Annotated in this window: 20 protein-coding genes; 9 read left to right on the top strand and 11 right to left on the bottom strand. The window is 69.5% G+C overall.

Annotated features, from left to right (window positions below):
* Positions 1 to 9: 9 nt before the first annotated feature.
* Together IPK71_34335 and IPK71_34330 are read right to left on the bottom strand one after the other, a co-directional pair.
* Positions 10 to 1,269: a pyridoxal phosphate-dependent aminotransferase gene (locus tag IPK71_34335; protein ID MBK8218836.1), complete on the bottom strand. Its 1,260-nt coding sequence runs from the start codon at positions 1,267 to 1,269 to the stop codon at positions 10 to 12.
* A 175-nt stretch (positions 1,270 to 1,444) separates the two neighbouring features.
* On the bottom strand, positions 1,445 to 1,888 hold the full coding sequence (locus IPK71_34330; protein ID MBK8218835.1) for a hypothetical protein: 444 nt from the start codon (positions 1,886 to 1,888) through the stop codon (positions 1,445 to 1,447).
* A 138-nt stretch (positions 1,889 to 2,026) separates the two neighbouring features.
* Between IPK71_34330 and IPK71_34325 the strand changes: the two genes are divergently transcribed.
* The 5 genes from IPK71_34325 to IPK71_34305 all read left to right on the top strand — a co-directional run bounded on the left by IPK71_34325 (position 2,027) and on the right by IPK71_34305 (position 5,867).
* Positions 2,027 to 3,043, top strand: coding sequence for a phosphotransferase family protein (locus IPK71_34325; protein MBK8218834.1), 1,017 nt, complete (start codon positions 2,027 to 2,029; stop codon positions 3,041 to 3,043).
* A gap of 1 nt (position 3,044) precedes the next feature.
* On the top strand, positions 3,045 to 3,452 hold the full coding sequence (locus IPK71_34320) for a hypothetical protein (protein MBK8218833.1): 408 nt from the start codon (positions 3,045 to 3,047) through the stop codon (positions 3,450 to 3,452).
* A 10-nt stretch (positions 3,453 to 3,462) separates the two neighbouring features.
* Complete coding sequence (locus IPK71_34315) at positions 3,463 to 4,656, top strand: acyl-CoA dehydrogenase family protein (protein ID MBK8218832.1); 1,194 nt, start codon at positions 3,463 to 3,465, stop codon at positions 4,654 to 4,656.
* 141 nt (positions 4,657 to 4,797) lie between these two features.
* Positions 4,798 to 5,553, top strand: coding sequence for a chlorite dismutase family protein (locus IPK71_34310; protein ID MBK8218831.1), 756 nt, complete (start codon positions 4,798 to 4,800; stop codon positions 5,551 to 5,553).
* Positions 5,554 to 5,564: 11 nt separating this feature from the next.
* Positions 5,565 to 5,867, top strand: coding sequence for a hypothetical protein (locus IPK71_34305; protein MBK8218830.1), 303 nt, complete (start codon positions 5,565 to 5,567; stop codon positions 5,865 to 5,867).
* Positions 5,868 to 5,942: 75 nt separating this feature from the next.
* Here the strand turns inward: IPK71_34305 and IPK71_34300 are convergent, their stop codons facing one another.
* The 5 genes from IPK71_34300 to IPK71_34280 form a co-directional block, all read right to left on the bottom strand.
* Complete coding sequence (locus IPK71_34300) at positions 5,943 to 7,070, bottom strand: ferritin-like domain-containing protein (GenBank protein MBK8218829.1); 1,128 nt, start codon at positions 7,068 to 7,070, stop codon at positions 5,943 to 5,945.
* Complete coding sequence (locus IPK71_34295; protein MBK8218828.1) at positions 7,067 to 7,873, bottom strand: MerR family transcriptional regulator; 807 nt, start codon at positions 7,871 to 7,873, stop codon at positions 7,067 to 7,069. Before IPK71_34295 ends, IPK71_34300 begins: the two co-directional genes overlap by 4 nt.
* Positions 7,870 to 9,027, bottom strand: coding sequence for a ferredoxin--NADP reductase (locus IPK71_34290; GenBank protein MBK8218827.1), 1,158 nt, complete (start codon positions 9,025 to 9,027; stop codon positions 7,870 to 7,872). Before IPK71_34290 ends, IPK71_34295 begins: the two co-directional genes overlap by 4 nt.
* A gap of 181 nt (positions 9,028 to 9,208) precedes the next feature.
* Positions 9,209 to 10,339, bottom strand: a complete 1,131-nt coding sequence (locus IPK71_34285; GenBank protein ID MBK8218826.1) for a hypothetical protein — start codon at positions 10,337 to 10,339, stop codon at positions 9,209 to 9,211.
* An 81-nt stretch (positions 10,340 to 10,420) separates the two neighbouring features.
* The gene (locus IPK71_34280) at positions 10,421 to 11,038 is read right to left on the bottom strand and encodes a class I SAM-dependent methyltransferase (protein MBK8218825.1); all 618 of its coding nucleotides are present in this window, start codon (positions 11,036 to 11,038) and stop codon (positions 10,421 to 10,423) included.
* Between the two features lie 507 nt (positions 11,039 to 11,545).
* On the opposite strand from IPK71_34280, the gene IPK71_34275 reads away from it, so the two are divergent.
* Complete coding sequence (locus IPK71_34275) at positions 11,546 to 12,955, top strand: hypothetical protein (protein ID MBK8218824.1); 1,410 nt, start codon at positions 11,546 to 11,548, stop codon at positions 12,953 to 12,955.
* 11 nt (positions 12,956 to 12,966) lie between these two features.
* On the opposite strand, the gene IPK71_34270 is transcribed toward IPK71_34275, so the two are convergent.
* On the bottom strand, positions 12,967 to 13,398 hold the full coding sequence (locus tag IPK71_34270) for a hypothetical protein (GenBank protein ID MBK8218823.1): 432 nt from the start codon (positions 13,396 to 13,398) through the stop codon (positions 12,967 to 12,969).
* A gap of 196 nt (positions 13,399 to 13,594) precedes the next feature.
* Between IPK71_34270 and IPK71_34265 the strand changes: the two genes are divergently transcribed.
* Both IPK71_34265 and glmS read left to right on the top strand, forming a co-directional pair.
* A complete protein-coding gene (locus IPK71_34265) occupies positions 13,595 to 15,259 on the top strand; it encodes a hypothetical protein (protein MBK8218822.1) in 1,665 nt (554 codons plus the stop codon).
* A 216-nt stretch (positions 15,260 to 15,475) separates the two neighbouring features.
* The gene (gene glmS, locus IPK71_34260) at positions 15,476 to 17,365 is read left to right on the top strand and encodes a glutamine--fructose-6-phosphate transaminase (isomerizing) (GenBank protein MBK8218821.1); all 1,890 of its coding nucleotides are present in this window, start codon (positions 15,476 to 15,478) and stop codon (positions 17,363 to 17,365) included.
* Position 17,366: 1 nt separating this feature from the next.
* On the opposite strand, the gene IPK71_34255 is transcribed toward glmS, so the two are convergent.
* Genes IPK71_34255 through IPK71_34245 form a run of 3 tightly spaced genes read right to left on the bottom strand, consistent with a single transcriptional unit; the run spans position 17,367 to position 21,512 of the window.
* On the bottom strand, positions 17,367 to 18,797 hold the full coding sequence (locus tag IPK71_34255; protein ID MBK8218820.1) for a hypothetical protein: 1,431 nt from the start codon (positions 18,795 to 18,797) through the stop codon (positions 17,367 to 17,369).
* Positions 18,798 to 18,799: 2 nt separating this feature from the next.
* Positions 18,800 to 20,404, bottom strand: a complete 1,605-nt coding sequence (locus IPK71_34250; GenBank protein MBK8218819.1) for a chemotaxis protein — start codon at positions 20,402 to 20,404, stop codon at positions 18,800 to 18,802.
* A 31-nt stretch (positions 20,405 to 20,435) separates the two neighbouring features.
* Positions 20,436 to 21,512, bottom strand: coding sequence for a site-specific DNA-methyltransferase (locus IPK71_34245; protein MBK8218818.1), 1,077 nt, complete (start codon positions 21,510 to 21,512; stop codon positions 20,436 to 20,438).
* 28 nt (positions 21,513 to 21,540) lie between these two features.
* On the opposite strand from IPK71_34245, the gene IPK71_34240 reads away from it, so the two are divergent.
* On the top strand, positions 21,541 to 22,119 hold the full coding sequence (locus IPK71_34240) for a hypothetical protein (protein ID MBK8218817.1): 579 nt from the start codon (positions 21,541 to 21,543) through the stop codon (positions 22,117 to 22,119).
* Positions 22,120 to 22,155 lie beyond the last annotated feature (36 nt).

The following is a 22,155-nucleotide window of genomic DNA, read 5'->3' as shown; positions in this document are numbered from 1 at the left end:
TCGTGTGGGTCACGTCGAGCGGGCGACGAGCGCTTCGATGCGGCCCATGGCGCGCTCGAGGGTCTCCATGGAGGGCCCGAACGAGAAGCGGACGTAGTCGCGGAAGCGTGAGGCGCGGCCCGAGCGGCGCTTGCCCGGGTTGATGTCGAAGAACTCGCCCGGCACCGTGATGACCTTCTCTTCGAGGGCGGCGCGGAAGAAGCTCATGCCCTCGGAGATCGAGGCCGGCAGGCCCGAGACGTTGCCCCACACGTAGAACGTGCCGTCGGGGGCGCGGTCGATGCGTACGCCGATGCGCTCGAGGCTCGAGAGCAGGTAGTCGCGCTTCTTTCGGAAGGTCTCTTGGATCGCCATCGTCTCTTTGACGACGTACTCCTCGGCGAGGAGGGGCACGGCTGCGCGCTGGAGGGGCTTCGAGCCTCCGCCGTCGAGGAACGAGCCCGCGCTCGCGAAGCCTTCCATGACGCTCTTCGGGCCGATGGCCCACGTGATGCGCCAGCCGGGATAGCGCCAGTTCTTGGTGAAGCCGTCGAAGATGACGACCGGATCCTTGTCGACGTCGCGCACGTAGCGCGCCGCGCTCTCGATGGGGAGCTGCCCGGGCCGCCCGCGGTAGATGTAGTGCGAGTAGAACTCGTCGAGCAGGAGGGTGCAGTCGAGGTCCCGCGCGACGCCGACCCACTTGTCGAGCTCCTCGCCTCCGACGAGCTTGCCCGTGGGGTTGCAGGGGTTCGAGAGCAGCACCGCCGAGAGGCCGCGCCCGAGCACCTCGCGCCGGAGATCCTCGGCCGTGAAGCTGTACCCGCGCTCGCCCTCGAGCATGATCGGGATGGCCGTGAAGAGGTGGAAGATGTCGAGCAGCTCTTCGTAGGCGGTGTAGTCGGGCAAGAAGTGCCCGAGGTTCACCTGCCCGAGGCTCGCCGCGGCGCGCGTGAGGGCCGCGCGCCCACCGCCCGAGATGCACACGTTCTCGGCCGTGTACTTGGAGCCCATGCCCTTGCGGTAGAGCGTGTTGTAGAGGTTCGCGATGGCCTCGCGGAGCTCCCACAGGCCGGCGACCGGGGCGTACTCCTGGTCGTCCATGTGGATGGTCACCGACTCGATGCGCTTCGGTGCGCCGGGCAGCTCGCCCGTCTCGGGTTGGCCTTGGCCGAGGTTGCACCAGTCGGTGCTCTGGGGCGAAAACCCACGCTTCGTGGCCTCGCTCGTGACGTAGATGACGCCCGTCTTGGGGACCGGGCGGAAGGCCTGGAACGCGCTCTCGTCCATGCGCGCACCATACCGGGTTTTCGGCCGTCTTCGTGGCCTTTACGCGGTGCGGCGCCCACTCTCCTCGGGCGTTCGTCGAGGGCGGGCCCGCACCCACGGTCCGCGCGCCCGAACCAGGCTTCCCAGCCTTTCGGCTAGGGGACGAGCGCGTGGCCCCTCGGGCCGCTGAGCGCGCTCACTTCGGGTCGTTCATCTCGACGACCGGCATGATGACCGGGGCGGCCGATGCCGAGCCCGCGGGCGCACCGGACGTGGCGGGCGCGGCGACCGTGGCGGCTTGCGGCGCCGCGGGGGAGGCCTCGGCGGGCTTCTTTTTCCCGCCAAGGAGCGTGACCGCCGCGAGCACACCCACGACGGCGGCGACGGCGATGGCGGCGATCGCGAGGCCGGTGCGGCTCTTCGCGGGGGCAGGGGCGACCGACGGAGCGACGGCCATGGGCGCGGGAGCCGCGGGGGCGGAGCTCTTCAGCGCCTCGCCGGGCGGCAGGGGAGGGGGCCCCGGACGGCTCGATTCGACGAGCGCCGCAGCGTCGTCGTCGTCGTCGAGCACCACCGTGTTCAAGAGCGAGGGACGGTCGAGCTGGATCGTCGCGTTCGGATTGTACTCCGGCTTGTCCATCACTCCCCATCTTGCTCCATTCCCGGCGCCCATCCATAGGAACTGACGAAAATAGGGGCGTTTTGGCCCAAAACCGCGGTGAAACGGGGGCGTCTCTTTCGGGGCTCCGGCCGGCCAGCTTTTCCGTACCCTACGGGCATGACTGCGCTCACCGAAGAGGCCCAGGGTCGTGTGCGAGAGGTCGTCGGCGGCGACGTCACCCGTGTCACGCGCCTCGCGGGCGGCGCCTGCCAAGAGAACTACCTCGTCGCGTGCACGATGCCCTCGGGAGAGACGACGTCGTGGGTCCTGAGGAGCGACGCGCGCTCGTCGCTCCCGGGCTCGATCGACAGGGCCGCGGAGCACGCGGTCATGCGCGCCGCGGCCGACGCGGGGGTTCGCACGCCGCGCCCGCTCGACTTGCTCCCCGAGCTCTTCGGGCCTCGCACCTCGGCGTACCTCGTCCCCTTCGTGGAGGGCGACGCGATCGGGCGCAAGATCGTGAAGGCGCCCGAGCTCGCCAAGGCCCGCGAGACCCTGCACCTCGTGCTCGCCAAGGAGCTCGCGCGCATCCACGCGGTGACGCCCGCGTCCGCGCCACACCTCTTCGGGGGCGCGGCGTCTTCGCCCGGCCCGCGTGTCTCTCCGGCGAAGCGAAGGCTCGCGGCGATGCGCTCGTTCATGGACGGCCTCGCGCGGAAGCGGCCGACGCTCGCGTGGCTCGTGCGCTGGCTCTCCGAGAACGAGCCCCCGGACGACGACGGCGACGTGCTCGTCCACGGGGACTTTCGCACCGGCAATTTCATGGTCGCCCCCGACGGCCTCACCGCCATCCTCGACTGGGAATTTTCCCACTTCGGCTCGCCCTACGAGGACCTCACCTGGGTGAGCGTGCGCGACTGGCGTTTCGGTCAGCTCGGCCTCCCGATCGGGGGATTCGCCGCGCGGGAGCCGTTCTACGCCGCGTACGCCGAGGCGAGCGGGCGGACCGTGGACCTCGCCAAGGTCCACTACTGGGAGATCTTGGGCAACGTGTCGTGGGCCCTCGGGGCCGCGTGCCAGTCGGAGCGGTACACACGCCACGGCGAAGAGGACCTCGAGCTGCTCGCCATCGGCCGGCGCGCCGCCGAGATGGAGTACGAGGCCCTACGGCTCGTCGAGAAGGGATCGGTGTAACATGCAAGATGCCCCCGACCGCGAGGCGATCCTATTCGGCCTCGCCAAGTTCCTCGACCGTGAGGTGAGGCCGCTCGTGAAGGGCGACGCGCGCGCGTCGTTCCGCGTGCTCGTCGGCGCGTACCTCGCGTTCACGTGCGCCATGGAGTCGGCGGACGAAGAGTCCGACGTCGACGAGGAGCTCGCGCGCCTCCGTGAGCTCACCCTGGACACGTCGCCCTTGCCCACGTCGCTCCGCGAGAAGAAGGCCAAGGTGCTCGCCCTCGAGGAGCGCCTCGTCTCGATCATCGACGACCCAAAGACCTCGCGGGACGCCCTCGATCGCATGCGCCCGCACCTTCGAAAATCGCTCGTCGCGAAGCTCCGCGTGGCCTCGCCCCGCTTCGACACGAGCCAAGAGCCCACCTGAAAGAGGCCCCATGGATTTCGATCTCTCTCCCGAGCTCTCGACCCTCCGCTCCCGCGTGCGCGCGTTCGTCGACGAGCGCATCCTGCCGAACGAGAAGACCCTCCTCGACGAGGCCCTCCGCGGCGAAAAAATGGGCCTCCACGCCCTCCGCGACGAGGCGCGCGCCCAAGGGCTCTTCGTGCCGCACCTTCCGCGTGAGCACGGCGGCCTCGGCCTCGGCGTGCTCGGCATGTGCGCGCTCTTCCGCGAGATGGGGCGCTCGCTCCTCGGCGCGTACGTGTTCAACTGCGACGCGCCCGACCAGGGCAACATGGACCTCTTGCTGCGGGTCGCGAGCCCGGAGATCCGCGAGCGCTACTTCGGGCCGCTCGCGCGGGGCGAGACCACGAGCGCCTTCTTGATGACCGAGCCCGCCCCGGGCGCGGGGGCCGACCCGTCGAACCTCCGGAGCACGGCCGTCGAGGAGGGGGACGGCTTCGTCATCGACGCGCACAAGTGGTACTCGACGGGCGCGCACGACGCGGCGTTCTTCATCGTGATGGCCCGCACGAGCGACGATCCGAGGCGCGGCGCCACCATGTTCGTCGTCGATCGGCACGCCCCGGGCGTGGAGTACGTCCGCGACATCCCGGTGCTCGCGCCGCCGCTCTTGTCGCACCGCGAGGGCGAGGTGAAGCTCCACGGCGTGCGTGTGCCGAAGAGCGCCGTGCTCGGTGAGGTGGGCGACGGCTTCTCCCTCGCGCAGGCGAGGCTCGTCCCCGCGCGCCTCACGCACTGCATGCGGTGGCTCGGCCTCGCCGATCGTGTGCTGCATATGTGCAAGATGCAGGCAATGACGCGGCGGAGCTTCGGCAAGGAGCTCGTGCACCACCAGCTCGTGCAGAAGACCTTCGCCGACAACGCCACGCGCATCCACCAGGGCAACCTCATGACCTGGCACTGCGCGACGCTCCTCGAGAAAGGGCGCGACAAAGAGGCCCGGCCCTACTCGTCGATGGCGAAGAACCACGTCGCGAACGCCCTCTGCCAGGTGCTCGACGACGCCATCCAGCTCCACGGCGGGCTCGGCTACTCGGACGACGCGCCCTTCGCCCTCTTCTACCGGTACGCCCGCGCCGCCCGCATCGCGGACGGGCCCGACGCCGTGCACGACGTGGTGGTGGCCCGCGACTTTCTGCGGGGCGCGCTCGAGCTCCTGGTCTGAGCCTCCCTCGTTTCGCCGATTCGTGAGCAGATTCGAAGGGTTGTGCGCGCAACGACTGCGCCCGGCGCGGCCCTCTGCGCGTGCTTTTCGTGTGCCCACCGCGCCCGCGCGCGCGGCTTTTTTTGGTACACCTTCGGCACCATGAGCGAGCACCCCACGACCGAAGAAAAGAAGCCCGGCCTCCCCGAGGTCGACATGAACGAGTACGGCGGCAAAAAAGACGGCGTCCGTCAGGCGTTGAACCGCCGCCTCTTCATGCAGCTCCTCGTGTTCGACGTCCCCGCCGGGGCGAGCGTCGAGGCCGCCCAGACGGAGCTCGTCGCGGCCGCCAAGAAGGCCGGCGTGCCCGCGGTCGTGTACGCCGACGCCAACGCCCCGCGTGGGCTCGGCCTCCTCACGTGGAACGAGGATCCGGCGCATTTCGTCGCGAACGTGCGGCCGCTCTTCTACGGCCCCGAGCTCTCGAAGGTCGAGCACCGCCCGGGCTGGGCCATGCTCGGTCGCACGTACTCCACCGGCCACGAGCCCGACCTCGAGTTCGTGCTGCTCGAGCGCTCGATCAAGAACGTCCAGCACGCCGACTACGGCTGGCACGTGTGGTACCCGCTGCGCCGCAAGGGCACCTTCGCGAAGCTCGAGGGTATCGAGCAGAGCCACATCATGAGGGAGCACGCGGCGCTCGGCATGGCCTACGGGCAGAGCGAGCTCGCCCACGACATCCGCCTCGCGTGCCACGGCATCGACGCGGCCGACAACGAGTTCGTCATCGGGCTCGTGGGCCACGATCTGCACCCGCTCTCGCACCTCGTCCAGGCCATGCGCAAGACGCGCCAGACGAGCGAGTTCATCGCCCATATGGGGCCGTTCTTCGTCGGCCGCGTGGTCGCCCGCACATGAACGGAGCGCCCCTGCCGGAGTGGCTCTACGTCCTCACGGTGACGCGCCCGGCCATGCTCACCGAGGGCCCCGACGCGCGTGAAGGCGCCGTTTTGGCCGAGCATTTCGTGTACCTCGAGGGGCTCGTCGCCGCGGGCACGCTGGTGCTCGCGGGCCGCACCCTCCAGAACGACGCCTCCACCATGGGCCTCGCCATCCTGCGCGCGCCGAGCGAGTCGGCGGCGTTCGCCATCATGCAGGCCGATCCTGCGGTGCGCGACGGCGTGATGACCGCCGTGCTGCACCCGTTCCGCGTCGCGCTGCTCGGCAAATAGCGGGCACGTTCGGGCTCGAAAACACCGAGGCCGCCTCGTCGCCGGGGCGGCCTCGTCGTTCGTGGGCGTTCGGTGTCAGGCTTCGGCGAGCAGGTCGGCGGCGGTGAGCGCGTCGGCGGCCTTGCCGTTCATGTACTGCGAGAGGCCCGCGTCGGCGTAGTGCGGGAGAATGCGCGGCGAGAGCAGGCCGATCTCACGCAGATTGGGCACGATGCGCGAGAACATCATGCGGCGAAAGTCCTTCATTCCGGGAGAGGTCGAGACGAGGTCTTTCCACTGATCGCGGGTGAGCCGCCCCTCGAACCACTCTTCGTAGACCTCGAAGGCCATGAAGCGATTGCGCATGAGGAGCGACACCTCGAAGGCCCAGTCCTCGCGCTCGCGGCGCTCGCTCTCGGTGATCGCCTTGGTGAAGTGCTCACGAAGGGCGACGACGCCGTAGTGCACGTGGCGCGCTTCGTCTTGAATCACGTTCTTCAAGAGCTCTTTCAAGAGGGGCTCTTTGGTGCGCTTGTGCAAGACACCGAACGCGCCGAGGGCGAGCCCCTCGACCATGATCTGCATGATCACGAAGAGGTTATCGTTCACCTGGTAGAGCTTGTCGAGCTTGGTGTCGAGGTAGCGGTGGAACACCTCGACGTGCCGGCCCTCGTCCATCACCTGGGTCGCGCCGTAGAGCTTTCCGTCGAAGAATTGCACGGCCTCGGTGACCTGCGCCGCGGCGAAGAGCGCGCCCTGCTCGCCGTGGAGGAACTGAGAGAGCATCCACGCGCCGAGGCTGTGAAACACCCTCTGCTTCTCGACGGCGTCGAGCTTCACGCCGTATCCACGGAGCTTGTCGAGGTCGACGAAGTCCTCGGGGACGATAGGCACGTTCGGGTCGAGCGGGTCGACGTCGATGTGCCAAGGCAGCATATCGCCGTTCCACTGGCCGGCCTTCGCCCGCTGGTAGAGGTCGGCCATTTCTTGGTTGTCCGCCGGATACGTCCAGTCGAAGTGGGCCTCGTGGCGCGCGGCCATCTTCGTGGGCACTCCCTGTTTGCCGCGCTGGAGCAGGAGCCCCCGCACGCCCGAGGGGCCGAGCGACCGCGCCACCCGCGGGTCCTTGACCTCGGTGAGCACGTCGATCGCGTCTCCGTACGCCTCGAGCTGATTGCGAACTTTGAGCGGGAGGAGGTCGGCGATGCGCTGAAGTACCGTCATGTGGGCTCTCCGAGAGTGGCGAAGATGGCGTGGGCTTTGCCCATGTGCCACCGGGTGATCAGCGTGTTCACGAGCGGCATGGCGCGCTCGACCATCGTAGCGAGGACTTGTGGGGGGAGGTGCGAGACGCGGTCGGTGAGCATGCGGACCTCGGCGCGGAAGAGCTGCGACACGAAGTCCTCGAAGATGGCGAGATCCTGGGGAGTGAACCCGAGCTCCTTCGTGAGCCCGGCGGCGCGGAACTCGCCCCAAAGATCGATGATCCACGCGTCACGCGAGGCGATCGTGCGCTCTCCGCTCGGGGCGCGATTGAGCACGATGAAGCCGCTCTTCGCGAGCTCTTCGAGATCGACCTCGGTGATGCCGCGGGCCTTGGCGAGGGCGTCCGCGTCGACCGTGGCCTCGTCCGGGAGCAGGGCCGACGCGCCCGAGAGGTGCCCCTTCACCTCGGAGAGCAGCCTCTTCTGCGCGGGGCTGAACGACTCGTCCGTTTGGTCGAGCATGGCCTTGATGACCTTGAGTGGCAAGAAGCGCTCGTGCTGGAGCTTGCGAACGAGCTCGATGCGCTCCACGTGCGACTGGTCGTAGAAGGCCATGTTGCGGCCGGTCTTCTTGCCCTCGGGCAGGAGCCCTTGTTGGATGTAGAAGTGAATGACCTGGCGTGGCACGCCCGTGCGCGCGACGAGGTCTTTCATCTTGAGGGGGACGTCGTGCGGCTTCGGCGCGCGCTTCTTCTCGGCGCGCGGGGCCTCGACGGCGCGCTCGCCCTTGGGCTTCGGCTCCGGCCTCTCGCGGAGTGTCACGGGTCGACCTCGAGCTCGCACGGGCCGAGCGCGCGGTCGACGCAGGCGAGCACGTAGCCGCGCTCCCGCTCGAGGGGCGTGAGGGCCGAGCCCTCGTGGGTCGTCTCTCCGGCGACGAGCTTCACCTTGCAGGCCCCGCAGCCGCCCATGGCGCACGAGAAGGGCATGTCGATCGTGGCCGCGAGCCCGGCCTCGAGCAAGGTCTGTCCCACCATCTGCACCGCGTGCTTTTTTGCGCCGTTTCGGGTCACCGTGACGGCCACGGGAGCCGTGGGGGATCTCGTGTCCTCGCGCGGCGACACGAACGCCTCTTCGTGCACCCGGTCGCGCGGCACGCCGAGGCCGTCGAGGGCCGCGCGCGCCTCGGACATCATGCCCTCGGGACCGCACACGAGCACCTCGGAGCTCGGGGTGAGGAGCGGCCGAACCTCGCGCTCGACCACGTCCCTCGTGAGGGCACCGCGCGTGTGCTCGAAGCCCTCCGCCGGCTCGGAGAGCACGTGCCGCACCGAGAAGCGCCCGCCGTGCTCACGCGCGAGGTCCCCGAGCTCGCCGAGGAAGGGGATGTCGGCCTTGGAGCGGTTGCCGTAGACGAGGTGGATCGTGGTCTCGGGCTCGAGGGAGAGCAGGGTGCGCGCGATGGACATCATGGGCGTGATGCCGCTGCCCCCGGCGAGGAGCACGAGGGCGCGCGGGCCGCTCGCGGCGCTTGGCCCGAAGCTGCCCGAGGGACCCAGCACCGAGAGCACGTCGCCCACGCGGGTCTCGTCCGAGACGAGGCGCCCGCTCACGAGGCCCCCGCCCACGCGCTTCACCGTGACACGCACGCGCCCACCGAGCTCACCGGGGCGCGACGAGGCCGAGTAGGCCCGCTTGTGGAGCGTGCCTCCGACCGGCACGACGAGCGTGAAGAACTGCCCCGGGCGAAAGTCGATCGGCTCACCGCCGACGGCCTCGAGCACGAGGGACACGGTCTCGGCCGTCTCGTGGATCTTCTCGGCGATGCGCATGGGGCGCCCGAGCGAAGGGCTCGTCACGAGCGGAGGCGCGCGCCGCGATCGCCGCGTCACGAGCGGCGAGGGCTTCTGACCGAGGAACGACGAGACGACGGTTCGAACGTCGCGGCCGAGCTGCGAGAGCGCATCGTTCAGCATGCCTTCAACGTACCGCGTTAGTGAAAAGTGTCAAGTGACACACGACACTTTGCGCTTTTGCACGTAGGTACATGAAAGAAAAAGGAAATGACGCGTCTCCCATCGGGCACGCGGCACGAAAAAACGCCCCCAGCGACCGTACGCAGGGGGCGGGCAGGTGGGACCGTGGTGCGTGCGGTCGCTAGAACGTCGGGCCGCCGGCGAGGTCGGGCGCGGCGTCGCGTTTGTCGCCTCGGGTCGGGGCGTCGGTCGTCGTGCGCGAGAGCTGGGCGTCGATCACGGCCCGCATGACCCGCGCTCCGGACGCCGTGTGCACCCGCGCGAGCTCGCTCGGCCAGTGCATGAACGCGCGCGGCACATTGCGAAGGTCACGCGTGATGCGGACGCGCACGTCGTTGGGCTTTCCGGCCACGCGCGGGCTCGCGCGGAGGAGGCTCACCGTGAGCCCGGGGTTGTCCATCAAGTGGCCCATGGCGTACGTGACGTTGTTGCACAGGTACGTGTTCGAGCTTCGAGGGAAGCCCGCGAGCTTCGCACCACGCACGACGTCGCCGAAGGACGTGTCGTCGGAGGTCTCGCGCGCCAACGCGTCGCGCTCCTGCTGGGCGGCCGAGAGCACGGTGCGCCACGACATGAGGTTCGCGCGCTCGGAGGGGCCCGACGTCAGGATCGGCGCGAGGCGCGAGGGATCGTCGGGGAGGGGGCGGAGGTTCTCGGAGCCGTCCTCGAGGGCCACGGCACGGTTGACCGCGCCGAGCTCGATCCACACGTCTTGCCGCGAGCCCGCGACGCCGTTCATGAGCACGAGATCCGGCCCGAACGCCTCGGCCTCTTTGGCCACGAGGATGGCGGCGAGGTCCCAAAAGACGGGCAACACCATGGCGCACACGTCGACCTCGCCCGCGTTCGGGAGCTGCATTTTCCCGAGCGCGACCGAGAGCTGCGGCGCTGGCGGATCGACCTGCCCCGAGGGTGCGGGCACAGTCTCCGGGTAAGCCATGCCCGGCACGAGCGAGGCGACCATGCGCCCCGTCGCGTTGTTCGTGATGCTCTGGAAGCGACCGTAGCCCGTCACGAGCACGCGCTTTCGACCCGGCGTGGCGGCGCCCGTGCACCGAGGCCGGTAGCTGTTCGCGAACGCGACGTTGGCGTCGTACTGGGCGCGCGCGGCGGGGCTCCGAGTGTCGACCTTCACGGCGTTCTCTTCTTCGTCGAGCGCGACGTCGTCCTCCTCGAGCGCGGCCGAGCAGCCGAGCGGCGCGACCAGAGCGAGGGCGAAGGCGAAACCGAGGCAGAGTGCACGCGCGCGCATTCGAGCCAGCATACGTGGCTCTCCTCTCGTGTGAAAGGCCTCGAGGACCCGCGCCTTCGCGGGCCCTCGGGAGGCGTTATTTCAGGCCTTTTTGAGCATGAACATGAGGTCGGGGGCGAAGTGGGGCGACCTCTGGGCCGCCTGCTCGAGCCTGCCGGCCGCGTAGAACAGGTTCCGAAGCGTGATGCGCTTCCAGTCCATCCAGAACGGCGACGCGTACTGGTAGTAGTGGCCCACCATGTTGGCCCACACGGGCGAGTGGATGGGGATCGGGAGCAGGAGCTTCTCGACGCGGAACCCGCCCTTTTTGGCCATCTTTTCCATGGTCTCGGGCGTGTAGTGCACGATGTGCTCGTACGAGTCCCAGATGTCGTACTGGGCCTCGCGCTTCGTGCGCTCCGCGATGCGCTGCTTCAAGAGGTTGTAGTTCCCGTTCGGGACCTTGATCGCGAGCACGCCGTCGTCGGCCAAGACTTGGCGCGCCGTACCGAGCAGCTCGATCGGGTTCGCGACGTGCTCGAACACGTCGATCATCGTGATGACGTCGAACGAGCCCTTCGCGAAGCCCGCGGCCTCGAAATAGCTGTTCGTGATGGTGAGCCCGAACTGCTCACGCGCGATCTTCGAGAGCGACGGCGAAGGCTCGACGCCCTCGGCCGCGTACCCGGCCTCGACGCACTTTCGCAGGAAAAAGCCCATGTTCGTGCGATGTCGAGCAGGCGCCCCTTCGGCTTGAGCTTCTGGATCTCGCGGATCTCCCACTCGTAGTTCTTGTCGCGGTGGTGCGCTTTTTTGCCCGCGAAGATGAGGCGCGCCTCCTCGAAGTAGACCGCCGGATCCCCGTGGTAGTTCTCGGACGACGCCTTGGCGCGGGGGTTCACGTAGAAGAGGTCGCAGCGGTCGCAACGCACGACGGCGAGGTTCCCTCGCTCGCGGTACACCACCGTCGACGGGACGAAGTCGTCGCACAGCGGGCACTTGCACGCCTCGACGTCGTCCTGGCCGTAGAAGTCCTTCTGGAGACCCCCGTGGATGTAGTCCTCTGTCGACAGATTGTATTGCACGTGCCCTCCGCTCACCCGGCGCCGGCGGGCATGCCGCCCGGGAAGTGACCGCCCGAGGTGTAGTCGAGCCCGCCCGGTCTTCAAGCCCGAAACGTCGATGGTTCGGGCGATTTGGGCGCCCTCGGGTACCCTGGTCGGTGCGATGGGGCACAGCCTTCGGAAATCGACGTTCCAGGCGCGCGCCGTCGGGGCCGTCGTCTTCGCGCTCGTCTCGGGCCTCGCGCCGGGGTGCGGCTACCGCTCGAACTTCTTCACGGCGAGCGAGAGCGCCGTCCCGTTCGAGGTGTCGCCCGTGCCCGACGGCGTCGTGTGGGCGCGCGAGAGCGTGCACGCGATCGCGTGGGACGGCGCGCCGTTCCCGCCCGAAGAGACAGGCTCTTTCGCGGTGAGCCGGGACGGCGGCGCGACCTACGCGGAGGTCGCCTTCGTTCAGGCGCGGGCCGGGCGGTACCTCTACACGGTGCCCGCCGACGGAGAGCCGCGCCTACGCCTGCGCCTCACCGTGGGCAAGGTCTCCCGCGAGACGCGGGACGTCGCGCTCGTGGCCTCCCAACGGCGTGCGTACCGCGCGACCCGTTTGCTCGCCGAGGCCCCGTTCGGCCCGCGCGACGGGGCCGGCGCGCTCGTCCACAGGGACCGTATGTGGCTCATCGGAGGATGGAATCCTGAACGATTCCCACGGTCTACGGCGAACGATGTGTGGAGCAGCGCGGACGGCGTCGCCTGGCGCGAGGAGAAGCCGAACACGTTCCTCACGGCCGACTTCGACGCCACCGCCGACTGGGAAGGGCGGCACCTCGCCGGCTACGAGGTGATGGACGACGCGATGTGGATCCTGGGCGGCGATCCCCTCCAGGGCCGCTACCAACGCGACGTATGGAGGTCGAGCGACGGCAAGCGCTGGACGCGTGTCACCGACGCGGCCGGGTTCGGCGCGCGCGCCCTCCACATGAGCGCGCACTTCGGCGGGCGCCTCTGGGTCATGGGGGGCCAACGCATCGAGCAGTTCGTCGTGCCCCGCCCGGGCGAGGACTTCTCGGCCGCGCTCTTCGGTGACGTGTGGTCGTCGCGCGACGGGGCCGCGTGGCAGCGGGTCGAGCCCGTCGGGCCCTCGTGGGAGCCCCGTTCGTTCGTGGGCAACACCGCCGTGCACGCCGGTCGCCTCTGGGTCGTCGGTGGCGGGAGCTACGAGGACCCTCCCGCGGGCCGCAACGCGCGGGAGTTTCGCGCCGACGCGTGGAGCACGGCCGACGGCGCGGCGTGGACGAAGGCCCGCGAGGCCCCGCCGTTCGCGCCTCGTCAGTCGCACAACGTGGTCGCCTTCGACGGCCGCCTCTGGGTCATCGCGGGGTACGAGCCCTCGGGAAATCTAGGCGATTTCTGGTACACGGCCGACGGCGAGAATTGGTACGACCAGAAGGTCCCCGGCTTCGTCGAGCGACACGCGGCGTGCGTGTGGGCGCACCGCGGGGCGCTCTTCGTCGGGTCGGGCAACGCCATCGACGGCAAGGTGTTCCGCTCCGACGTCTTCCGCATCGAGCCCGCGCCGTAGCCGCGGAGAGGTCAGTCGTCGGCGCGGTGGCGGCGTCGTGCGAAGACGAGCGCGAGGCCGCTGGCCGCCGCGAGGAGCCCGAGCCCGCTCGACGTGGGGGCGCCTGCGACCTCGCAGCCACAGGCCGACTTCTTCGCTTCGGGAGCGGAGCTCGCAGGTCCCGCGCTCGCGCTCGGCGCCGCGGCCGGGGCAAGGAGCCCGAGCTTCTGCGCTTTGTCGCGCGAGAGGCAGCGGTCCTTCGTCGAGCACGTCTGGGTCGACGGGCACGCGCCGCCTGCGCCGCACCTTTGGGTAGCGACGAGGCGCTCCTCGCCCTTGCCGCCCGCGTCGGCCAGCGTGCCTACCTCGACACACAAAGGCACGGTGCGGCAGACCTCGTTCGGAGCGCAGTTGCCGTCGTGCAGGCACACCGAGGGCTCGCACCACGCGAAGCCGTCCTTCACCTTGCCGTTCGAACCGGGGGGCAGTCGGTCGGGGCCTCGACGGCGAGCGCGGATCGGGCGGGGGCCATGACGGAGAGGAGCGCGACGAACGAGACGGCGAGCGATGCGTGCTTCACGGTCGCGAAGGTACAAGGAAATGCGGCGCCCGGGAGCCCATCGCTTGCGCGCGTCCGGAAAACGGAAAAAGATCCGAGAGATGGCGCACCGACTGACAAGGCTCTTCGCCGCGATCGGGCTCTTGGTCCCCGCGGCCGTCGCGTGTGGAGCCTCGGCGCAGCCCGACAGCGGAGACGCGGCTCCGTCCACGACGAGCTCCCCCACGGGCACGACGTCCCCCACGGGCTCGGTGCCTCCCGACGTCGACGGCGCCGCACCCGACGGGGGTGATGGTGGCGCGCCTTCTCCGCCCTACGACGGCGTTCAAGCCAAGGCCTCGCACAACTCGTACGAGCGCGACGAGCCGCTCTTCGATCAGCTCGTTCACCACAAGGTCCGCGCGCTGGAGCTCGACATCCACAACGGAAAGCGCTTCCAGCCGAGCCTCGCGAACGACTTCTACGTGTACCATTTCGACGCGCCCGGCTTCGACGGGACGAGCTGCACCAAGCTCTCCGACTGCATCGGCGCGCTCGCGGCGTACCATCGTGCCGTCCCCGAGCATGATGTGGTCACCGTCTTCGTCGACGTCAAAGACGACTTCGAAGCGTTCCACTCGCCCGACGATCTCGACGCCCAGCTCCTCAAGCTCGGGAGGTCCACCATCTTCACCCCGGCCGATTGGCTCGCGCGGTGCCCGGGCGCGCCCTCCTTGCGAGGCGCGATCACGCCGCCGTGCACGATGCCGAAGCTCGACGAGCTGCGCGGCAAGGTCGTGTTCGCGCTCACCGGGGGCACGTCGTGCGGGGCTGGCGCGAAGCTCGAGGCGTACGTGGCCGGCGGCGCCGAGAAGCGGCTCGGCTTCATCGCTCCGGAGACGTCGCAAGAGTGCTCGCTCGCCGAGTACGAGGCGAACAAGAAGCACGTGGTCTTCTTGAACTTCGAGGCCGGCGCCACCGCGACCGCGTCCGAGGCGGCCAGGGCGCGGTACCTCACACGTGTCTACAATCTGAACGATTCCGCATCGTTCGGAAGAGCGAAGGCCGCCGGTGCGCACTTCCTCGGGACGAACAACGTGAACGCCCTCGAGGACCCGTGGGCGACGACGGCCTCGGCCGACGGCTACCCGTTCACGTGCCTCGGTGGCTGCCCGGGTCGGCGTGAGCTCGGCGACGTGCTCGGCCTCGAGGCGCGCTCGGGCGATCTCGTCGGCGCGGCCGACGGCGTCTATTTCGTGCACGAGCCGAACGTCACCGACGCCGTCACGTGGACCGCGGGCATCTCGGTCGCGAGCTCGCACGTGGATCGCGGCGCGGAGGGGTGCCTCATGGCCCGCGCGTCGATCGATCAGGGGGCGCCGTTCTTCGCCGTGTGCCGCCCCGCCGACGTCGACACCGTGCGCGTGTTTCGCCGAGAGACGGCGAGCGCGAACGTGGCGACGGCGACCGCCAGCTACCCGACCGATGGCATCTATTCGTCCGAGAGCACGTTCTTCGCGAGGCTCACGGTGACTCCCCAAGGCGCGGGCTCGCGTGTGAAGGGCGAGGGCTCCGTGGACGGTGTGCGATGGGTGACGCTCGACGAGCGCACCTTCGCGGTCCGCCTGGCGCTCCAGGGCGTCGCGGCGACGGGCAAGGCCGCGGCACCTTCGCGGGCGTTCTTCGCCGGGCTCACCCGCGCGGCCTCCGGGAGCTCGGCGCCGGGCCGCTCGAAGCTCACGGCCACCGAGAGCATCGGCCAGGTGACCGGTCGCCGCGTCGACTGACACGAGCGAGCCCGGTGCCGGGGCGAAAAATCCAATGGTTTCGATGGGTAGGCGCCTGTTCGGGCTCGCCGTTCGGGCCCGGCCCCGCGCCGAGGCGTGAGCCGCTTTTCTTGGTTTCGCGTCGAGGGAAAGGAAAGCTACGCTCGCGGTCGCCGTGCCTCGAGACGTGGCACGGACCCAAGTGACCGGCGTCGATCGGTCGAACGGAGCTCTCCTATGTGCGGAATCGTTGCCTACACCGGAACCAAAGACACGGCGCCCATCCTCGTCGAGGGCCTGCGGCGCCTCGAGTACCGCGGGTACGACTCGGCGGGCCTCGCGGTGCACACGGGCAAGGGCGTCGAGATCGTGCGCGCCGTCGGCAAGCTCGCGAACCTCGACGCGGCCCTTCGCAAGTCGCCGCTCGCCGGCACCGTGGGCATCGGGCACACCCGCTGGGCCACCCACGGTCGCCCGAGCGAGGCGAACGCGCACCCGCACGTGGCCGGCAAGGTCGCCGTCGTGCACAACGGCATCATCGAGAACCACGTCGAGCTCCGCCGTGAGCTCGAGGGCAAGGGCGTCCGCTTCTCGAGCGACACGGACACCGAGATCGTGGCCCATCTCGTCGACGAGGCGCAGCGCTCGGGCAAGACCAAGCTCGAAGATGCCGTCCGTGAGGCGCTCTCCCGCGTCCGCGGCGCGTACGCCATCGCGGTGGTCACGGGCGACTCCCCCGAGGAGATCGTCGTGGCCAAACAAGACTCGCCCCTCGTGCTCGGCCTCGGGGACGGCGAGATGTTCGCCGCGAGCGACATCCCCGCGCTGCTCGCCCACACGCGCGACGTCATTTTGCTCGACGACGGCGAGATGGCCCGCCTCACCAAGGGCGAGATCGCGATCACCAAGATCGCCGACGGCTCCAAGGTCACGCGCGCCCCGAAGCGCATCGACTGGTCGCCCACCCAGGCCGAGAAGGGCGGCTACAAGCACTTCATGCTCAAGGAGATCCACGAGCAGCCCCGCGCGATCGAGGACACGCTCCGCGGCCGGGTCGACGTGAAAAACGCGGACGTCATCGCCTCCGAGATCGGCGTCACCGAGGAGCTCGCGAAGAAGATCGGCCGCGTCTACTTCGTCGCGTGCGGCACGAGCGCGCACGCGGCCATGGCCGGCCGCTACTGGATCGAGCAGCTCGCGCGGGTACCGGCCACGGTCGAGATCGGCAGCGAGGTCCGCTACCGCGATCCGGTCTTCCTCCCCACCGACCTCGTGGTGGCCGTCAGCCAGAGCGGCGAGACGCTCGACACGATGGCCGCCGTGAAGGCCGCGAAGGCCCAAGGCGCCCACGTCGTCGCGGTCGCGAACGTGCTCGACAGCGCCATCCCGCGCGCGTCGGACGGCTCGCTCTACACCCACGCGGGCCCCGAGATCGGCGTCGCGTCGACCAAGTGCTTCACGACGCAGCTCGCGGCGCTGCTCATGCTCGCCGTCTACCTCGGGCGCCGCCGCGGCACGCTCTCGCAAGACGAGGCCCGCCGCGTGCTCGACGCCCTCTGGCACGTGCCGGCGCAGATGCGCGAGGTGCTCGGCTCGGCCGACGACATCAAGGCCATCGCGAAGCGCCACCTCCGCGCCCGCGACATGCTCTTCCTCGGGCGCGGCACGGGCTTCCCGATCGCCCTGGAGGGCGCGCTAAAGCTGAAAGAAATCAGCTACATCCACGCGGAGGGCTACGCCGCCGGGGAGATGAAGCACGGGCCCATCGCCCTCATCGACGAGGAGATGCCCGTCGTCGTCGTGTGCCCGAAGGACGCCCACTACGAGAAGACGATCTCGAACCTCCAAGAGGTGAAGGCGCGCGAGGGCCAGGTCATCGCCGTGTGCACCAAGGGCGACACGGACGTCGCGCGCCTGTGCGCCGAGGGCAGCTCGCCGAAGAGCATGCGCGGAGGCTCGTCCGCGTCGTCCGAGTCGGACATCGTCGAGGTGCCGCACGCCGAGCCCGAGGTCCTCCCGCTGCTCACGGTGATCCCGCTGCAGCTCCTCTCGTACTACATGGCCGATCTCAAGGGCACGGACGTCGACCAGCCGCGAAACCTCGCGAAGACGGTCACCGTCGAGTAGCTCACGGAACGACGCGCGCGGTGCCGCAGGCGGCAGGGGTCTCCCCCTCGATCACGCGGTACCTGCGCCCGTGGAATTGGGCCGAATAGTAGAAGGTGAGCGGTGGCCTCCAGAGGCACACCGTCTCACCTTCTTTGATCCCGTCGATGGTGGCTTTGTCGACGCGCTTCGCGAGCATCTCCTCGAACGTGCTCCCGCTGGGCGCGATCCACTCGTACGACGTCGTGTGGGCGACGACCGCGAACGCACCCATGACGACGATCGGCACGGCCACGCGGAGCGCCCGCGCGACGAGGCGGCCGTCGCGTGACGTCTCGACCGCGAGCACGAGCGTCGCGCATACGAGCACGATGGGCCACACCATGTAGTAGCGGAGGTCGTGCGACTGAGGAGACGGGGCGACGATCGCCGTGAGCCCCACGACCAGCGCCACGAGCCCGCGCGCCTTCTTCCCGCGGACGAGCGCGAGCGCCACGAAGAGCGCGAGCATCGCGAAGAGGTAGGGCGCGAAGGTCCCTCCCATGCGGCTCGCGTCGGTGCCGGGCGGCGCGTACTGATCCACGGTCCAGCGCGACGGCGTCCCCAGCGGCGGCAGCCCGATCTCGGCGAGCGAACACAAAAAACGTAAAGGTTGCGGCGAGTTGGCGAGGTAGTCCGGCGAGGCGACGTAGCGGGTCTCGTGGAACGGCAAGCTTCGCCCCAAGACCGTGAGCTCCACGGGATAGACGGGGTTGCCGTAGAGCACGAGGTTCGACAGCGGCTTCGCGAACACGAACGGCGCCCCGAGCACGACGACCGCGAGGCGCGACGCGCGGCCCTTCCTCGCGCGCACGGCCGCGAAGGCGACGAGCCCGAGGCCGAGGACGACCGTGGGGGCGAGCTGGAAGCGCATCGCGGCGGTGACCGCGCCGAGGACGAGCACGCGCACGAGGGCCTTCGCGCGCGCAGGCACCCTCCTCGAGGCGAGCGCGTAGGCCTCGAGCACGAACGCCGCAGCGCAGGCGTTGGCCGGCAAATCGACGTACGCGCTCGTGGCGTGGGTCATCACGAGCGGCAGCGCGAAGAGCGCGAAGACCGTGAGCCCGAACGGCACCCGGTAGCGGCGCGCCATGTACATGGCGAGGAGCGGCGCGCTCGCGAAGGAGAGCAGGTTCGCCCCCTCGGGCCGGCCCGTGGCGAGGTAGAGCAGGCCCTGGAGCTTCTCGGCGAAGAGCGCGTAGCCCTTCAGGCGCTCCTGGTTGTCGGGCGAAAAAACGTAAGCTTCGGGGCTCGAGATGCCGGCGAAACGCGCCGCGAAGGGCACGTGGTAGTAGAGCGAGTCGAACGCCTGCGACACGTCGTGGAGCGCCGCTCGGAGCACCGAGGCGAGCAGCACGAGCGCCGCGACGAGCCCGAGGGCGCCGAGCGCGCCGTGCCTCCGACGAGCTTTCAACGTCAGCCGGCGCGCTTGATCTTTTCGCTGGCCCGCTCGAGATCCCCGAGCACGGCAGCGTCGGCGCGCGCGCGGCTCTCCATGCTCTCCACGGACGCGAGCAGCCTCCGCACGCTCTCGGTCTGGGCCTTGTGCACCTGGCTCATCTGGTCGAGCGTGGTCGCGATGCTGCGGATGATGTTGGAGACCTTCTCTTCGTCGGCCGTCTGATCGTTCGCGCTGCGCTCCACGTCCTGCGTGATGACGCGCATACGCTCGGCGCCCTTCATGATGAGCTCGGCGCCGCGGGCCTGCTGGGCCGTGGCCGTCGCGATCTGCTGCACGGTCTGCGCGATGCGCGAGATGGCGTCGGTCACTTGGCGCGAGCCCTTCGCCTGGAGCACCGTGGCGTGTGCGATCTCGCGCACCATTCCGGTCGACTTCTGGGTCGACTCGAGGATCTTCTTGAGCGCGCGCTCGGCCTCGTTCGAGACCTCGACGCCCCGGTCGACGTTGTACGCGCCGCGCTCCACGGCCGAGATCGCGTTCTTCGACTCGGCCTGGACCGTCTTGATGAGGTCCGTGATCTCGCGCGTGCTCGCGCCCGCACGTTGAGCGAGCTCCTTGATCTCGTCGGCCACGACGGCGAAGCCTTTGCCCTGCTCGCCGGCTTGAGCGGCGATGATCGCGGCGTTCAGGGCGAGCAGGTTCGTCTGCTCGGCCACGTCGTCGATGACGTTCACGATTTGGCCGATGGCGTCGATGCGGAAGCCGAGGTTCGAGATGACGGCCACCGCCTCCTGGGACGACTCTTTGATGCGGTAAATCTCGCCGATCGTCTTCAAAATGGCCTCGGCGCCCTTGTCGGCGTCTTGGGCCATCTCCTCGCTGAGCCTCGCGGTCTCGTTCGCGTTCGAGCGCACCTGGTCGATCGACCCGTCCATCTCGTTCACCGACGAGCTCGTCTCCTCGGCCGTGAGCGAGAGGGCGTCGGCGTTCTTCGCGACCTCTTTGATCGAGAACGTCATGTCCTCGATCGATTTCACCGTGGCGCGCACGCTGTCGGCGAGCTCGCCGAGGTTGTCGGTCGCCTCGGCGCTGCGGCGCACGATCGACACGAGCGAGTCGCTCGAGAGCTTCGCGCCTTTGGCCGCGTCGTCTACCTTCCCCGACATGTCGCCGAGCGCCCCGGTGAGGCGCCCGAGCACCTCGGCGGTCTCGGAGGCGGCGCGGCTCTGCTCGGCCACGCCACGCTTCAGGCGGTCGGTCGCGCCCTCGAGCGCCTTCACCGAAGCTTCGGTCTCTTTGGTGCGCGTCTCGCGTTCGGCCTCGAGGCGCGCGTGGGCGGCGCCGAGCTCGGACAGCTCTTCGTACACGCGGGCGAGCGGCGCGGGTGTGCCCGGGGGAGCCTCGACGCGCTTTCCGCGTCGCGCGCGCCGGACGGCGTCTTCGATGGCGCCCTCGGTGCCAGATGTCCCGGTGCCGGCGAGGTACGCGGCGACCGCGCCGGCGAGCGCGACGAGCGCGAAGTACGGGGCAGCTTCCCTCACGGTGAACGCGCCGAACGCGGCCCCCGCGATCGAGGCCAGGACGAGGACGAGCGCCACCTGTTTTTGGCTCGGGTTCACGAGGCCACCCTACGACGGATCCCGGCGGGCATCACGCGCTCCTCTTCTTGCGGATCGACCTCGGCGGCGAGCTCGCGTCGGCCGTGAGCCGTGGCGCGGAGGCCGGGGCGCGCTCGGGGCTCGGGGTCTCCTCGGTAGACAGGGTGAACCCTTCGCGTGCGAGCCTCGCCATCGACGTCTCGAGCGACAGCGTGCTCGCGTCGAGTCCGACGAACCTGCGCCCGAGCTTCGCGGCCGAGACCAAGGTCGTCCCGCTCCCGGCGTACGGATCGAGCACGACGTCCCCGGGGCTCGAGAGGGCCTCGACGAGCCTGTCGAGCAGCGCGAGGGGCTTCTGCGAAGGGTAGCCGGTTCGCTCCTTGGCCATGGGCGCGAGCACCCCGATCTCCCACACGTCCCCCATCGGCACGCCGAGCGACTTCTCCTCGGTCACGCTCGACTTCTTTCGGTGGCCGTTGTCGGCGAACACCGCGCGCTGCTTCGTGTCTCCCCACACCGCGCGGGTCGACGGCGCGAGCGGCTCGTAGGTCGTATTCCAGCGTGGCGCGTGGCGAGGGTCCTTGCGGTAGCGGAGGAGCACGTCGTGCACCCGCTGAAAGTTCGGGGTCTTGCTCGGCCAGCGGCGGTAGCGCCACACGATCTCGCTCGCGAAGGCGTCGTCGCCGAAGATCTCGTCGCACATCACCTTCACGTAGTGGCTCGTCTTCGGATCCACGTGCACGACGAGGGAGCCGTGCGGCGCGAGGAGATCGCGGACGCGCGTGATGCGCTCGGCGAGCGACTCGAGGTAGCTCGCGCGATCGTCCCAGCGATCGTCGAAGGCCGTTCGTTTCGCGCGCTCCGACTTCGGCGCCGAGCGATCGTCGGGTAGGACGAGCTCGTGCACGCGGTTCGTCAAGAAGGGCGGATCCATGTACGCGAGTGTGACGCTCTCGGGCCGCTCCTCGCGGAGCACGTCGAGGCCGGCGACGTTGTCCCCGAAGAAGAAGTCGCCTGCGCCGCACTCGGTGCGGTACCGGCGAACGCCCCCGTCGAACGAGCGGCGCGCGGGAGAGGCCAACGTGGGCCGGCTTGACCAGGACAAGGTGACGGGGCGACGGTCGGGCACACGGCCACACTATGGATACAATGTAGGTATGGCCAAATATCCGGCAAAAATGGCCGCCCTTTGCTACACGAACCCGGAGATGCCGAACGCCGCCGCCGAGCCCGGTCGACCTCCCTCCCGCGCGCTCCATGGCGCGAAGGCGCGGAGCGCGGGCGTGGCGTGGCCGCTCGTGCTGCTCGTCGCGTTCGTGGTCGCGGCGTGCTCGCGCACGGCTCCTGATGGCACCCCCGACGGCGCCCTTCGGCTCTTCCTCGACCGCATGGAGGTCGCGACCGACGACCCCCGCGCCATGGCCGAGGCCTACGATCTGCTAGGCAAGAGCGCCAAGAAGAACCTCGAGGAGCGCGCCGAACGCGCGAGCCTCGTCGAAGGCAAACGCGTCCCCCCGCGCGACATGCTCGCGACCGGCTACTTCGGCCTGAGGTTCAGGCCCAAATCGATGACGGCCAAGATCGACGGCGATATCGCTACGGTCGAAGTCTTGGGCACCGATCCGCAAGAGCGCGCCGAGGTCGTGTGCGTCCGCGAAGGGGGCCTCTGGCGCGTCGAGCCCGAGATGCCCCCACTCTCGATCCAGCAGCACAGGCCCGACGCCGGCCCACGGTGAGCGCGGGTAGCGGTCGGCGTACCGCGCCGAGGTGAG

The organism is Myxococcales bacterium (assembly GCA_016712525.1).
Taxonomy (GTDB): domain Bacteria; phylum Myxococcota_A; class Polyangia; order Polyangiales; family Polyangiaceae; genus JAAFHV01.
Note: the sequence above shows the minus strand (reverse complement) of the source record. Positions and strands in the feature narration are given on the sequence as shown.

Coding starts and splice junctions, on each gene's coding strand:
- IPK71_34335 (MBK8218836.1), bottom strand. CDS start 1,269: ATGGACGAGAGCGCGTTCCAGGCCTTCCGCCCGGTCCCCAAGACGGGC.
- IPK71_34330 (MBK8218835.1), bottom strand. CDS start 1,888: ATGGACAAGCCGGAGTACAATCCGAACGCGACGATCCAGCTCGACCGT.
- IPK71_34325 (MBK8218834.1), top strand. CDS start 2,027: ATGACTGCGCTCACCGAAGAGGCCCAGGGTCGTGTGCGAGAGGTCGTC.
- IPK71_34320 (MBK8218833.1), top strand. CDS start 3,045: ATGCAAGATGCCCCCGACCGCGAGGCGATCCTATTCGGCCTCGCCAAG.
- IPK71_34315 (MBK8218832.1), top strand. CDS start 3,463: ATGGATTTCGATCTCTCTCCCGAGCTCTCGACCCTCCGCTCCCGCGTG.
- IPK71_34310 (MBK8218831.1), top strand. CDS start 4,798: ATGAGCGAGCACCCCACGACCGAAGAAAAGAAGCCCGGCCTCCCCGAG.
- IPK71_34300 (MBK8218829.1), bottom strand. CDS start 7,070: ATGACGGTACTTCAGCGCATCGCCGACCTCCTCCCGCTCAAAGTTCGC.
- IPK71_34290 (MBK8218827.1), bottom strand. CDS start 9,027: ATGCTGAACGATGCGCTCTCGCAGCTCGGCCGCGACGTTCGAACCGTC.
- IPK71_34285 (MBK8218826.1), bottom strand. CDS start 10,339: ATGCGCGCGCGTGCACTCTGCCTCGGTTTCGCCTTCGCCCTCGCTCTG.
- IPK71_34280 (MBK8218825.1), bottom strand. CDS start 11,038: ATGGGCTTTTTCCTGCGAAAGTGCGTCGAGGCCGGGTACGCGGCCGAG.
- IPK71_34275 (MBK8218824.1), top strand. CDS start 11,546: ATGGGGCACAGCCTTCGGAAATCGACGTTCCAGGCGCGCGCCGTCGGG.
- IPK71_34265 (MBK8218822.1), top strand. CDS start 13,595: ATGGCGCACCGACTGACAAGGCTCTTCGCCGCGATCGGGCTCTTGGTC.
- glmS (MBK8218821.1), top strand. CDS start 15,476: ATGTGCGGAATCGTTGCCTACACCGGAACCAAAGACACGGCGCCCATC.
- IPK71_34240 (MBK8218817.1), top strand. CDS start 21,541: ATGGCCAAATATCCGGCAAAAATGGCCGCCCTTTGCTACACGAACCCG.